16 protein-coding genes are annotated in these 13,404 nt (G+C 61.8%); all 16 read left to right on the top strand.

The window, feature by feature from the left end; translation table 11 throughout:
* The first annotated feature begins 2 nt into the window (after positions 1 to 2).
* The 16 genes from fliJ to flhA all read left to right on the top strand — a co-directional run bounded on the left by fliJ (position 3) and on the right by flhA (position 13,403).
* The gene (fliJ, locus tag FPT15_RS04625) at positions 3 to 452 is read left to right on the top strand and encodes a flagellar export protein FliJ (RefSeq protein ID WP_145158877.1); all 450 of its coding nucleotides are present in this window, start codon (positions 3 to 5) and stop codon (positions 450 to 452) included.
* A 170-nt stretch (positions 453 to 622) separates the two neighbouring features.
* Positions 623 to 928 (top strand): STAS domain-containing protein, encoded by a 306-nt coding sequence (locus FPT15_RS04620; protein WP_106576459.1) that lies wholly within the window; start codon positions 623 to 625, stop codon positions 926 to 928.
* Positions 925 to 2,643 (top strand): fused response regulator/phosphatase, encoded by a 1,719-nt coding sequence (locus FPT15_RS04615; protein ID WP_145158875.1) that lies wholly within the window; start codon positions 925 to 927, stop codon positions 2,641 to 2,643. Before FPT15_RS04620 ends, FPT15_RS04615 begins: the two co-directional genes overlap by 4 nt.
* A gap of 30 nt (positions 2,644 to 2,673) precedes the next feature.
* Complete coding sequence (locus FPT15_RS04610; RefSeq protein ID WP_106576461.1) at positions 2,674 to 3,021, top strand: Hpt domain-containing protein; 348 nt, start codon at positions 2,674 to 2,676, stop codon at positions 3,019 to 3,021.
* 87 nt (positions 3,022 to 3,108) lie between these two features.
* On the top strand, positions 3,109 to 4,464 hold the full coding sequence (locus FPT15_RS04605; protein ID WP_145158873.1) for a flagellar hook-length control protein FliK: 1,356 nt from the start codon (positions 3,109 to 3,111) through the stop codon (positions 4,462 to 4,464).
* A 219-nt stretch (positions 4,465 to 4,683) separates the two neighbouring features.
* The gene (gene fliL / locus FPT15_RS04600) at positions 4,684 to 5,190 is read left to right on the top strand and encodes a flagellar basal body-associated protein FliL (protein WP_145158871.1); all 507 of its coding nucleotides are present in this window, start codon (positions 4,684 to 4,686) and stop codon (positions 5,188 to 5,190) included.
* 9 nt (positions 5,191 to 5,199) lie between these two features.
* Positions 5,200 to 6,168, top strand: coding sequence for a flagellar motor switch protein FliM (fliM, locus tag FPT15_RS04595; RefSeq protein ID WP_010166091.1), 969 nt, complete (start codon positions 5,200 to 5,202; stop codon positions 6,166 to 6,168).
* 34 nt (positions 6,169 to 6,202) lie between these two features.
* Positions 6,203 to 6,670: a flagellar motor switch protein FliN gene (fliN, locus tag FPT15_RS04590; RefSeq protein WP_057700902.1), complete on the top strand. Its 468-nt coding sequence runs from the start codon at positions 6,203 to 6,205 to the stop codon at positions 6,668 to 6,670.
* Position 6,671: 1 nt separating this feature from the next.
* On the top strand, positions 6,672 to 7,112 hold the full coding sequence (fliO, locus tag FPT15_RS04585) for a flagellar biosynthetic protein FliO (RefSeq protein WP_145158869.1): 441 nt from the start codon (positions 6,672 to 6,674) through the stop codon (positions 7,110 to 7,112).
* Positions 7,112 to 7,855: a flagellar type III secretion system pore protein FliP gene (gene fliP / locus FPT15_RS04580; RefSeq protein WP_106576465.1), complete on the top strand. Its 744-nt coding sequence runs from the start codon at positions 7,112 to 7,114 to the stop codon at positions 7,853 to 7,855. The genes fliO and fliP overlap by 1 nt, the downstream gene beginning before the upstream one ends.
* A gap of 4 nt (positions 7,856 to 7,859) precedes the next feature.
* Entirely contained in the window at positions 7,860 to 8,129 is a 270-nt protein-coding gene (gene fliQ, locus FPT15_RS04575) for a flagellar biosynthesis protein FliQ (protein ID WP_003214552.1), read from the top strand.
* A gap of 4 nt (positions 8,130 to 8,133) precedes the next feature.
* Positions 8,134 to 8,919: a flagellar biosynthetic protein FliR gene (fliR, locus tag FPT15_RS04570; protein ID WP_064453451.1), complete on the top strand. Its 786-nt coding sequence runs from the start codon at positions 8,134 to 8,136 to the stop codon at positions 8,917 to 8,919.
* A gap of 3 nt (positions 8,920 to 8,922) precedes the next feature.
* Positions 8,923 to 10,059, top strand: a complete 1,137-nt coding sequence (gene flhB, locus FPT15_RS04565; RefSeq protein WP_145158867.1) for a flagellar biosynthesis protein FlhB — start codon at positions 8,923 to 8,925, stop codon at positions 10,057 to 10,059.
* Between the two features lie 321 nt (positions 10,060 to 10,380).
* On the top strand, positions 10,381 to 10,581 hold the full coding sequence (locus tag FPT15_RS04555) for a cold shock domain-containing protein (RefSeq protein ID WP_145158865.1): 201 nt from the start codon (positions 10,381 to 10,383) through the stop codon (positions 10,579 to 10,581).
* 42 nt (positions 10,582 to 10,623) lie between these two features.
* Positions 10,624 to 10,827, top strand: coding sequence for a cold-shock protein (locus FPT15_RS04550; protein ID WP_145158863.1), 204 nt, complete (start codon positions 10,624 to 10,626; stop codon positions 10,825 to 10,827).
* 461 nt (positions 10,828 to 11,288) lie between these two features.
* On the top strand, positions 11,289 to 13,403 hold the full coding sequence (gene flhA, locus FPT15_RS04545; protein WP_145159571.1) for a flagellar biosynthesis protein FlhA: 2,115 nt from the start codon (positions 11,289 to 11,291) through the stop codon (positions 13,401 to 13,403).
* Position 13,404: the final 1 nt, after the last annotated feature.

The raw sequence follows: 13,404 nt of genomic DNA, 5'->3' as shown, positions 1-13,404 counted from the left end.
CCATGGCCAGCACCCGTTCCTCGCGCCTGGCCCCAGTGGTGGACATGGCGGAGAAGGCCGAAAAAACCGCCGCGCAACGCCTGGGCTATTTTCAGGGGCAGGTGCGCCTGGCAGAAAGCAAGCTCGGCGACCTGGAGCGCTTTCGCGGCGAATACCAGCAGCAATGGATCGAGCGCGGCAGCAAGGGGGTTTCCGGCCAATGGCTGATGGGCTACCAGGGCTTCCTCAATCAGCTGGAAACCGCCGTAGGCCAACAGCGCCAGAGCCTGGCCTGGCACCAGAACAACCTCGATAAAGCCCGCGAGGCATGGCAGGCGGCGTTCGCTCGGGTCGAAGGTTTGCGCAAACTGGTGCAGCGCTACATCGACGAAGCGCGGGCGCTTGAAGACAAGCGCGAGCAGAAGCTGCTCGACGAGCTGTCACAGCGACTTCCCCGCCAATCACAGTACTAACGGCCGCCACCGGCCCACTGTGGAAGCCGGGCTTGCCCGCGATGCAGGTACCGAGGTGGGTCATGCTATCGCGGGCAAGCCAGCCCCCCACATTTGATTTGCTGTGTTGCCCATACCTCGATCACCTGCTAAACCTTGTTGCACATTGCCAATGACAAGGAAGCAGTCGCATGTCAGTCGTGTCAGAAGTATCCCTGGATGGGAAAAAATTGACGATTACCGTCAAAGGGCGATTCGATTTCGGTAGCCATCAAGCCTTTCGTGACGCCTACGAGCGGTTCTACAAGGTGCCCGAGGTCTACGTGGTGGACCTCAAAGACACCACCTACATGGACAGCTCGGCCCTGGGCATGTTGCTGTTGTTGCGTGACCATGCCGGTGGCGACAATGCCGAAGTCCAGGTGATCAACAGCAACTCCGATGTGCGCAAGATCCTCGCCATTTCCAACTTTGACAAACTGTTCGATCTCAGTTGAGCAGCCTGGCCCCGGTCCTTGAACCGCTGACGATCCTGATCGCCGAAGACAGCGCCGCCGATTTGCTGTTGCTGTCGACCATCATTCGGCGTCAGGGGCACCAAGTACTCACCGCCACCAACGGCGCGCAAGCGGTTGAGGTGTTTACCCGCGAGCGCCCGCAACTGGTGTTGATGGACGCGCTGATGCCGGTGATGGACGGCTTTGAAGCCGCGCGGCGCATCAAGCAGCTCGCCGGTGAGGCGCTGGTTCCGATCATCTTCCTGACCTCGCTGCGCGAAAGCGAGGCGCTGGCCCAGTGCCTGGACGCGGGCGGCGATGACTTCCTGCCCAAGCCCTACAACCAGTTGATCCTGGCAGCGAAAATCAACGCCATGGACCGCCTGCGCCGGCTGCAGGCCACGGTCTTGCAGCAGCGTGACCTGATCGCCAGGCACCACGACTACCTGCTGCACGAGCAACGCGCGGCCAAGGCGGTGTTCGATAAGGTGGCGCATTCGGGCTGTATCAATGCGGCGCCGAACATTCGTTACCTGCAATCGCCCTATGCCCTGTTCAATGGCGACCTGCTGCTGGCGGCGTACACACCCTCCGGCGACATGCATGTTTTGCTCGGCGACTTCACCGGCCATGGCCTGCCGGCCGCCGTGGGGGCCATGCCCCTGGCGGAAGTGTTCTACGGCATGACCGCCAAGGGCTACGGCCTGGCGCAGACCCTGCGCGAGATGAACGCCAAGCTCAAACGCATCCTGCCGGTGGACATGTTCTGCTGCGCCACGCTGATGTGCCTGAGCGCCCAGCGGCGCGTGGTGGAGGTGTGGAACGGCGGGATGCCCGAAGGCTATGTGCATGAAGTCGCCACGGGCAAGCGCACGCCATTGGTGTCGCGGCACCTGCCACTGGGTGTGTTGTCGGCGCAGGCGTTCGATGACGGCACCGAGGTCTGGCCCATGGCGCTGGGCGACCGGGTGTTTTTGCTCTCCGACGGCGTGCTCGACACGGCTGACGCCAATGACCAGCTGTTCGGCGCCGAGCGCTTGCAGCAGGTGTTCGCGGCCAACCGCGAGCCCGACCGGTTATTCGAAGACATCGAGCGGGCGCTGGCGGCGTTTCGTGGCCAGGCGCGCGATGACGTCAGCATGGTGGAAATCACCTTGCAGGCCGGCCAGCCGTTGCGCGCGGCCGAGCCCGTTTACGCCGACAGCGGGCAGTCGTGCCCGCTGGATTGGTCGGTGAGTTTCGAATTCCGTGCGCAGACCCTCAAAAGCTACAACCCGTTACCGTATCTGCTGCAGTTGCTGCTGGAGATTCAGGGTCTGCGGGGGCAGAGCGGGGCGCTTTACAGTGTGATGGCCGAGTTGTATTCCAACGCGCTGGAGCATGGTGTGCTGGGGTTGGATTCGCGCCTCAAGCGTGATGCCCAGGGGTTCGCCGACTATTACCGCCAGCGCAATGAGCGGCTGGGGCAGTTGAACAGCGGTTACGTGCGGGTGCATGTGCAGGTGGTGCCGACCGCCACGGGCGGCAAAATGACGCTGCGCATTGAGGACAGCGGCCCGGGGTTTGACGTGGAGCAGGTGCTGGCGCGGCCGATGGATGTCGACCGTCTGTCTGGCCGCGGCTTGAGCCTGGTGCGCCAGTTGAGCAGCGATGTACGCTGGTCCGATGGCGGGAGCAGTGTGTGCGTGGAGTTTTGCTGGGGGGCTCTGGCATAATCCGCCGATTCTTGATCAAGGAGCGAACAAGTGGCTGAGATTCATCTGGACCCCGATGTGTTGTCGGGTTTGCAGGAAGTGATGGAAGGCGAGTACCCGAAACTGCTGGATACCTTCCTTGACGATTCGCAGAAGCGCGTCGAAGCGTTGCGCAAGGCTCGCGACGATGCCAAGGCGCTGGGACGCATCGCGCATAGCTTCAAGGGCAGCAGCGGTAACCTGGGGGCGGTGCGGTTGGCAGAACTTTGCCGCCGGCTCGAAGACGGCTCTGCGCAGCTGACACGCGTGGACCTGGATGAACTGGTCGACGAAATCGACCAGGAATTCGCGCTGGTTCGGCCGTTGTACGAACACGAGCGTCAGCGTTTTCAGCTGTGATTGAGGGCTCGAGGTAAACCTGGCCCAACTCTTGCTCTACCTCTGGATACTGCATCCCCGATCCCAGTGCAGTGGAGACCCTTATCTATGCCAGTCGCCCCCAATTCGCTTCTTCAGGCTGCCGCTGCGGCCAAGCCTCAAGCGCCGGCCGCCACCCCCTCGGTAGCGGCTGCGGACCCACGAGGCAAGGGCCCTGGCTTCGCGCAAGTGTTTGCAAACCAAAGCCCGAAACCGACGCTCAAGAGCGACGAGGCCTCGGCCAAAGTCACGCGTGACAAGCCCTCGGACACCCCCTCCAAGCCGGCTGCAGGCGACGATAAGCCTGCCGCCAGCAAGCCGGCCGTTGCCGATAGCGGCAATCCCTTGCCTGCCAAGCCGCCGGCTAAATCCGACGACAGCGCCAGCAATGACGACGACAAAACCGCCGACCCGGCGGTGGCGCAGCAGCCTCCGGTTGATCCCGTGGTTGACCCGGCAGTGGTTGCCGCGGTCACACCGGTCCCCGTGCCCGTCCCGGTAGAAACGCCGGCACCTGTAGCCGCCAAGGACGACAAGGCCCAGCCGGTCGTCGCGCCCGCTGTGGCAGCCACCGATGACGCCAAGCAGCCGGCGTTCGACCCGCAAGCGGATCCGCTGGACTCGATGCCCGCCGTGCGCCTGGCGATGGAGCAGGGCGGTCACGTTTCGGCCAGTAGCCAGACGCCGCAGAAAGCCGCACCGACCACCACGCAGGATCAGCCGACCGCTGCGCAAAGCTTTGCTGCGGGCCTGGCGACTATGGTCGATCAGCAAGCCACCAAGGACAGCACCGACCAGGGCGGCGACAAAGCCTTCAGCGGGCTGATCGAAGGTGGCCTCAAGGATTTGAAAGACGCCAGCAGCGACACCCGCGTGGATGATTTCGCCAACCGCCTCGCCGCATTGACCCAGGCCGCCACGCCGAAAACCGCGAATGCCTTGCCACCGGTTGCGAATGCGCCGCTGGCCATGCACCAGAGCGGCTGGACCGAGGAAGTGGTCAACCGCGTGATGTACCTGTCCAGTGCCAACCTCAAGTCGGCAGAAATTCAATTGCAGCCGGCAGAGTTGGGGCGCCTGGACATCAAGGTCAACATGACCGCGGACCAGCAGGCCCAAGTCACGTTCATGAGCGGTCACGCCGTGGTGCGTGAAGCACTGGAAACCCAGTCCGGCCGTCTGCGGGAGATGTTTGCCCAGCAAGGCATGGGGCAGGTCGACGTCAACGTCTCCGACCAGTCGCGTGGGTGGCAGGGCCAGGGCCAGGGCCAGGATCAACAGCAGCAGAACCAGGCGCGCGGCGTGAGTGGCAGCGGCGGGCGGGGTGATGGCGGGGATGCCGGTGATCACGCTGAGGTGGCGGCAGCGGTCGCGCCCGTGACCCAGACAGTGATCGGCTCCAGCGCCGTTGATTACTACGCCTGACACCTGTTGAAACCCGGTCAATGTGGGAGCTGGCTTGCCTGCGATGGCGGTGTATCAGTCACACAGATGTGAGCTGAGCCACCGTCATCGCAGGCAAGCCAGCTCCCACATTTGATATGTGGTGTTCGCGCTTACCGGGTTACCAGACAACTCTGGCATAACACTTGCTCTTGCCTTTCCGTAGATCTATGAATTCCAGAATAGTGACGGATTATTGGCATGGCGAAGAGCGACGACGCAGCAACTCCCCCCGCAGGCAAAGGCAAAGGCAAGCTCAAGCTTATCCTGCTGATCGTGCTGGGCCTGCTCCTGGCCATCGGCGCCTCGATTGGCGGCACCTGGTTCATCATGCACAGCAGTGCAAGCAAACCGGCACCCGCCGCCGAAACCGCCAGTAACGTCAAGCAACCGGCAATCTTCGAACCGATGCTGCCGGCCTTTGTGGCCAACTTCAATCAGAACGGCCGTCAACGCTACCTGCAGGTGAGCATCACCTTGCTGGCGCGTAACCAGGCGGACCTGGATGCGCTCAAAGTGCACATGCCGGTGATCCGCAACAACCTGGTGATGCTGTTCTCCGGGCAGAGCTTCGACAGCCTGGCCACGCCGGTAGGCCAGGAAATGCTGCGCCAGAAGGTCACTGCCAGCGTGCAGGAAGTGGCCCAGAAAGAGCTTGGCAAAGTCGTGGTCGAGCAGGCGCTCTTCACTAACTTCGTATTGCAGTAGGATCACGACATGGCCGTGCAAGACCTGCTGTCCCAGGATGAAATCGACGCGCTGTTGCATGGCGTCGACGATGGTCTGGTACAGACCGAAATGGCTGCCGAACCCGGCAGCGTCAAAAGTTATGACCTCACCAGCCAGGATCGCATCGTCCGTGGACGCATGCCGACGCTGGAAATGATCAACGAACGTTTCGCCCGCTACACCCGTATCAGCATGTTCAACATGCTGCGCCGTTCGGCGGACGTGGCGGTGGGCGGCGTGCAGGTGATGAAGTTCGGCGAGTACGTGCACTCGCTGTACGTGCCCACCAGCCTCAATCTGGTCAAGATCAAGCCGTTGCGCGGCACCGCGCTGTTCATCCTCGACGCCAAGCTGGTGTTCAAGCTGGTGGACAACTTCTTCGGCGGCGACGGCCGTCACGCCAAGATCGAAGGCCGTGAATTCACCCCGACCGAACTGCGCGTGGTGCGCATGGTGCTTGAGCAGGCCTTCATCGACTTGAAGGAAGCCTGGCAGGCGATCATGGAAGTCAACTTCGAGTACATCAACTCGGAAGTGAACCCGGCCATGGCCAACATCGTCGGCCCCAGCGAAGCCATCGTGGTCTCCACCTTCCACATCGAACTCGATGGCGGTGGCGGCGACCTGCACGTGACCATGCCGTACTCGATGATCGAGCCGGTGCGCGAAATGCTCGACGCCGGTTTCCAGTCCGACCTGGACGACCAGGACGAGCGCTGGGTCAAGGCCCTGCGCGAAGACCTGCTGGACGTCGACGTACCGCTGAGCGCCACCGTGGCCCGTCGCCAGCTGCGTCTGCGCGATATTTTGCACATGCAGCCGGGGGACGTGATTCCCGTGGAATTGCCGGAAGAACTGATCATGCGTGCCAACGGCGTGCCGTCGTTCAAGGTCAAGCTGGGTTCGCACAAAGGCAACCTGGCGTTGCAAGTGATCGAACCGATCAACCGCCGCTGATCAACAATTATTTTTGCTTCGCCGAGGACATGTAATGGCTACCGAACACGAAAACACTTCCGCCGAAGACCAGGCCCTGGCTGACGAGTGGGCTGCAGCGCTGGAAGAAACCGGCGATGTTGGCCAGGACGACATCGACGCGCTGCTGGCCGCCGACGCCGCCACCGCGCCGGCCGGCAAGCGCCTGCCAATGGAAGAATTCGGCAGCGTGCCGAAGAACAACGACCCGGTGACCCTCGACGGCCCGAACCTGGATGTGATCCTCGACATCCCGGTGTCGATTTCCATGGAAGTGGGCAGCACCGAAATCAACATCCGCAACCTGTTGCAGCTCAACCAGGGTTCGGTGATCGAACTCGACCGCCTGGCCGGCGAGCCGCTGGACGTGCTGGTCAACGGCACCCTGATCGCCCATGGCGAGGTGGTGGTGGTCAACGAGAAGTTCGGCATCCGCCTGACGGACGTGATCAGCCCAAGCGAACGCATCAAGAAGTTGCGCTGATATGAAGTATTCGATGGCGGGACTGTTTCTGGCGCTGCCATTGAGCGCCCTGGCGGCTGAGCCGGTTGCGCAAGCGGTGGCTGCGGCGCCCGTGGTCAGCAGTGGCATCGGCGGGCAATTGACCCAGCTGGTGCTGGGCCTGTTGCTGGTGGTCGGTCTGATTTTCGTGCTGGCCTGGTTGATGCGCCGCGTGCAGCGCATCGGCCCGGGCAATGGCCAGGTCATCGAGATGATCGGCTCGCGCGCCCTCGGCCCGCGTGATCGTCTGGTGCTGGTGCAAGTCGGCGAAGAGCAGATTCTGCTCGGCATCACGCCCGGCCGTATCACCCCGCTGCATGTGCTCAAGTCGCCGGTGGAAGTGGCCAGAACCGAGGCCGCCACGCCAGAATTCGCCCAGCGCCTGATGGAGTTGCTGGGCAAGGATCAGAAGGATAAGAAGTAATGCGCGTTTTATTGACGCTCATGCTGTTGCTGGCCGCGCCGCTGGCGTTTGCGGCCGACCCGTTGTCGATCCCGGCGATCACGCTGGGCACCAACGCCGCCGGCGCCCAGGAATACTCGGTCAGCCTGCAGATCCTGCTGATCATGACCGCGCTGAGTTTTATCCCGGCGTTTGTCATGCTGATGACCAGCTTTACGCGGATCATCATCGTCTTTTCGATTTTGCGTCAGGCCCTGGGCCTGCAGCAGACGCCGTCGAACCAGATCCTCACCGGCATGGCCTTGTTTTTGACGCTGTTCATCATGGCGCCGGTGTTCGACAAGGTGAACCAGCAAGCCCTGCAACCCTATCTGGCGGAAAAACTCAGCGCCCAGGATGCGATCGACAAAGCCCAGGGCCCGATCAAGGACTTCATGCTGTCGCAAACCCGCTCCAGCGACCTTGAGCTGTTCATGCGCTTGTCCAAGCGCACCGACATCGCCACGCCGGATCAGGCGCCGCTGACCATTCTGGTACCAGCCTTCGTCACCTCCGAGCTGAAGACCGCGTTCCAGATCGGCTTCATGATCTTCATCCCGTTCCTGATCATCGACCTGGTGGTGGCGAGCGTGCTGATGGCCATGGGCATGATGATGCTCTCGCCACTGATTATTTCGTTGCCATTCAAGATCATGCTGTTTGTGCTGGTGGACGGCTGGGCGCTGATTATCGGCACGCTGGCCAGCAGTTTCGGCGGAGTGTAGTGCCATGACCCCAGAAGTAGCGGTCGACCTGTTCCGTGAAGCGCTGTGGCTGACCACCATGATGGTCGCCGTGCTGGTGGTGCCGAGCCTGTTGGTCGGCCTGCTGGTAGCGATGTTCCAGGCGGCGACGCAGATCAACGAACAGACCTTGAGCTTCCTCCCGCGGTTGCTGGTGATGCTGATCACCTTGATCGTCGCCGGCCCGTGGCTGGTGCAAACCTTCATGGAATACATCCTGCAGCTGTACGGCAGTATTCCGCAGTTGATCGGCTGACCCCATGCAATCTGTGCTGGCACTGACCGACACCCAGATCAGCACCTGGGTGGCGTCTTTCATCTTGCCGATGTTCCGCGTCACGGCGGTGCTGATGACCATGCCGGTGTTCGGCACCACCCTGGTTCCGCGGCGTATCCGCCTGTATTTCGCCTTTGCCATTACCGTCGTGATCGTGCCCGGCCTGCCGCCGATGCCGCCGGTGAACGCGCTGGACCTGAGTGCCTTGCTGCTGATCGCCGAGCAGATATTGATTGGCGCGCTGCTGGGCTTTTCGCTGACATTGTTCTTCCAGGCGTTTGTGATCGCCGGGCAAATCATTTCGATTCAGATGGGCATGGGCTTTGCGTCCATGGTCGACCCCACCAACGGCGTGTCGGTGGCGGTGATCGGACAGTTCCTGACCATGCTGGTGACCTTGCTGTTTCTGGCCATGAACGGCCACCTGGTGGTGTTTGAGGTCATGACCGAAAGCTTCACCACCTTGCCGGTGGGCTCGGGGTTGGTGGTCAGTCACTTCTGGGAACTGGTGGGGCGCCTGAGCTGGGTGTTGGGCGCGTCGCTGTTGCTGGTGTTGCCGGCGATCACCGCGCTGCTGGTGGTCAACATCGCGTTCGGCGTGATGACGCGCGCGGCGCCGCAACTGAACATTTTCTCGATTGGTTTCCCGCTGACCCTGGTGTTGGGCATGGGGATTTTCTGGATCGGCATGGCCGACATTCTCAATCAGTATCAACCGCTGGCGACCGACGCCTTGCAGTTCTTACGTGATCTGGCACGGGCGCGTTGAGCCATGGCCGAGAGCGAGAGTGGTCAGGACAAAACAGAAGACCCCACGGACAAACGCAAAAAGGACTCCAGGGAAAAGGGTGAGATTGCCCGCTCCAAAGAACTTAATACCCTCGCCGTCATGCTGGCCGGCGCCGGTGGTTTGCTGATTTACGGCGGCGGTCTGGCGCTGGACATGATGGAGTTGATGAAACTCAACTTCTCGCTGCCGCGCGAAGTGCTGCTCAGCCCCGGCGCCATGGGCCAGTACCTGCTGCACTCGGGCAAAATCGCGATCCTGGCGGTGCAGCCGGTGCTCATCACCTTGTTGCTGGCCGCGTTGATCGGCCCGGTGTCCCTGGGCGGCTGGCTGTTTGCCGCTGGCAGCATGGCGCCCAAGTTCAGCCGGATGAACCCCGCGGCTGGGCTCAAGCGCATGTTTTCCAGCAAGGCGCTGGTGGAACTGCTCAAGGCGTTGGCGAAATTCATCCTGATCCTGTTTGTGGCGCTGACGGTGTTGTCGTCCGACATCGACGACTTGCTGCGCATCGCCCATGAGCCGCTGGAGTCGGCGATCATCCACAGCGTGCAGGTGGTGGGCTGGAGCGCGCTGTGGATGGCCTGCGGGTTGATCATCATCGCCGCCGTGGATGCGCCGATCCAGCTGTGGGAAAGCCACAAGAAGCTGCTGATGACCAAGCAGGAAGTGCGCGACGAGCACAAGGATCAGGAAGGTCGCCCCGAGGTCAAGCAGCGCATTCGCCAGCTGCAGCGCGAAATGTCCCAGCGCAAGATGATGGCGGCGGTGCCGGATGCCGACGTGGTCATCACCAACCCGACTCACTACGCCGTGGCCCTCAAGTACGACCCGGAGAAGGGCGGCGCGCCGATGCTGTTGGCCAAGGGCAGCGACTTTACCGCGCTGAAAATCCGCGAAATCGCCGTGGCCAACGACATTCTGTTGCTGGAGTCGCCGGAGTTGGCGCGGTCGATCTTCTACTCCACCGACCTCGACCAGGAAATCCCGGCGGGCTTGTACCTGGCCGTGGCGCAGGTGTTGGCCTATGTCTATCAGATCCGCCAATACCGCGCGGGCAAGGGCAAGCGGCCCGAGCCGCTCAAGGATCTGCCGATCCCGCCGGATTTGCGCCGCGATTCCTGATCCTGAATTGGTCGCGAGCTGGTTCTTGTGGTGAGCGGGCTTGCCCCGCGTTGGGCGGCGCAGCAGCCCCAATAGGCCCACCGCGTTCTCTCAGACCCACCGCAGCGTTCGGTTTTAGGGCCGCTTCGCAGCCCAGCGCGGGGCAAGCCCGCTCGCCACAAAAACGCCTGCTCGCCACGGTACGTTCGTCGCGCTATCCGCTACCACTCGTCGTTAACCCCCGTCTACCTGTCAACTCTGACAGTAGCCAGCGCCGCCTGCTCGCGGTTCCATGGCAGCACACTGCACACAGGTCGTCGTAGAGATGCAGAGGGAGCGGTAATGGAAGCGGTAACGGGCACGATCAAATCTTATAGCCGGAAAACCGGGGAAGGCTTGATTGCACTGGATGGCGGCGATGAGCCGGTGCAGGTGGATCTCAAAAGTTCGTGCGGGGTTTGGTTGAAAACGGGCCTGCGCGTGCAATTCGCGAGGATCCATCGGCCCAAGGGCATCTTCGCGTCGCATATCAAGATTATCTAGCGACCCGTGCGGGTCATGGAACCCGATGTAAGGAGAGCGGCAATGGCAACAGGCACAGTGAAGTGGTTTAACGCGGAGAAGGGGTTTGGTTTCATTACTCAGGATGGGGGCGGGTCTGACGTGTTCGTTCACTTTTCGGCCATCGTCAGTGAAGGGTTCAAGACCCTTGAAGAAGGTAAAAAAGTAAAGTTCGACGTCGCTCAGGGGGCGAAAGGGCCACAGGCCGAAAAGGTCGAAGTTCTCTAGGCAGTTTATTGCTCGCGCCTGCGCAAGAGCGCAGGGGCGAGCAGTGCAGTCCAGCACGCGCTCGGCCATTAACCGTCCGACCTCAATCAACTGCGCAATACCCGGCGCGCCTTCTCGTTGTGACCTTTCCAGACCAAAAGCGAAATCGCAGGGACAACCCCGAAATCTTGTCGGAAATGCCTCGGCTGCAGCAGATGTACGCCGTCCAACTGTGGGAGCGGGCTTGCTCGCGAAAGCGGTGGTTCAGCTGGACTATCGCTGACTGACACACCGCCTTCGCGAGCAAGCCCGCTCCCACAGTTGAACCGATTTACACCCGGTAGGCGCGGTCGTTTGTTCGGTGATCTGAGCCTCAATGCAAAAGTTGGAAGGCTTCTTGCAATACCGCCTCCAGGACGCGCTTCAGCGTCAAAACTTTGCTTCAAGGAACACGAGGAATACCGGTGGTAGATCGCTCTCAAATGCTCAACACGGCCCGTGGCACCCTGACTGATCTGTCGCGGGGCAACCTGGGTGTGCCGTTGTTGTTGCTGGTGATGCTGGCAATGATGATGTTGCCGATGCCGCCGTTCCTGCTCGACGTGTTTTTTACCTTCAACATTGCCCTGTCCGTCGTCGTGCTGCTGGTCTGCGTGTACGCCCTGCGGCCGCTGGATTTCGCGGTATTTCCTACCATCCTGCTGATCGCGACCCTGCTGCGCCTGGCGCTGAACGTGGCGTCCACGCGGGTGGTGATGCTCCACGGCCAGGACGGCCACGCCGCCGCCGGTAAGGTGATCCAGGCGTTCGGTGAAGTGGTGATCGGCGGTAATTACGTGGTCGGTATCGTGGTGTTCGCGATCCTGATGATCATCAACTTCGTGGTGGTGACCAAGGGCGCCGGGCGGATTTCCGAGGTGAGCGCGCGCTTTACCCTCGACGCGATGCCCGGCAAACAAATGGCGATCGACGCCGACCTCAACGCCGGCCTGATCGACCAGGGCCAGGCCAAGGCCCGCCGTCTGGAAGTGGCCCAGGAAGCCGAGTTCTACGGTTCCATGGACGGTGCGAGCAAGTTCGTGCGCGGTGACGCCATCGCCGGCCTGTTGATTCTGTTCATCAACCTGATCGGCGGCATGGCGGTTGGTATCTTCCAGCACGGCATGACCTTCGGCGATGCGGGCAAGGTCTACGCCTTGCTGACCATCGGTGACGGTTTAGTGGCGCAATTGCCATCACTGTTGTTATCCACAGCCGCCGCGATCATGGTGACCCGTGCTTCGGGCTCCGAAGACATGGGCAAGCAGATCAGCCGCCAGATGTTTGCCTCGCCCAAGGCGCTGGCCGTGGCCGCCGGCATCATGGCGATCATGGGCATCGTGCCGGGCATGCCGCACATCTCGTTCCTGAGCATGGCGGCCATGGCCGCCGGCGGTGCGTACCTGTTCTGGCGCAAGCAAAACCAGGTCAAGGTGCAGGCCCAGCAGGAAATCGCCCGCCAGCAGGACCTGCTGCCGTCGCCGGCCCGCGCCCAGGAAACCAAGGAGCTTGGCTGGGATGACGTGACCCCGATCGACATGATCGGCCTGGAAGTCGGCTACCGCTTGATTCCGCTGGTGGACCGCAACCAGGGCGGCCAATTGCTGGCGCGGATCAAGGGCGTGCGCAAGAAGCTGTCCCAGGACCTGGGCTTCCTGATGCCGACCGTGCACATCCGCGACAACCTCGACCTGGCCCCCAGCGCCTACCGCCTGACCCTGATGGGTGTGATCCTCGCCGAAGCCGAGATTTACCCCGACCGCGAACTGGCGATCAACCCCGGCCAGGTGTTCGGCACGCTCAACGGCATAACCGCCAAAGATCCGGCTTTTGGCCTGGAAGCGGTGTGGATCGAAGTCAGCCAGCGCAGCCAGGCGCAATCGCTGGGTTACACCGTGGTAGACGCCAGTACGGTGGTCGCCACGCACCTCAATCAGATCCTGTACAAGCACTCCCACGAGCTGATCGGCCACGAGGAAGTCCAGCAATTGATGGGGTTGCTGGCCAAAGCCTCGCCAAAACTGGCCGAAGAACTGGTGCCGGGCGTGCTCTCGCTGTCGCAATTGCTCAAGGTGTTGCAGGCCTTGCTCGCCGAACAGGTGCCGGTGCGCGACATTCGCAGCATCGCCGAGGCCATCGCGAACAACGCCGCCAAGAGTCAAGATACCGCCGCGCTGGTGGCGGCGGTGCGGGTCGGATTGTCCCGTGCAATCGTGCAAAGCATTGTAGGGATTGAGTCTGAGCTGCCTGTGATCACCTTGGAGCCAAGGTTGGAACAAATATTGCTCAATAGTATTCAGAAGGCGGGACAAGGCCAGGAAGAGGGCGTTCTGCTGGAGCCAAGCATGGCGGAAAAACTGCAGCGTTCTTTGATTGAGGCCGCGCAGCGCCAGGAAATGGCGGGTCACCCGGTAATTCTGCTGGTGGCGGGCCCGGTCCGCGCGATGTTGTCGCGGTTTGGACGTCTGGCAGTGCCGAATTTGCACGTTTTGGCTTATCAGGAAATTCCTGACAACAAGCAAGTGACTATTGTCGCGACAGTAGGGCCCAACGGCTGAG

Origin of the sequence: Pseudomonas sp. RGB (assembly GCF_007713445.1) — a bacterium.
Classification (GTDB): Bacteria; Pseudomonadota; Gammaproteobacteria; order Pseudomonadales; family Pseudomonadaceae; genus Aquipseudomonas.
The sequence above is the reverse complement of the archived record's forward strand: the minus strand, read 5'-3'. Positions and strand labels throughout refer to the sequence as shown.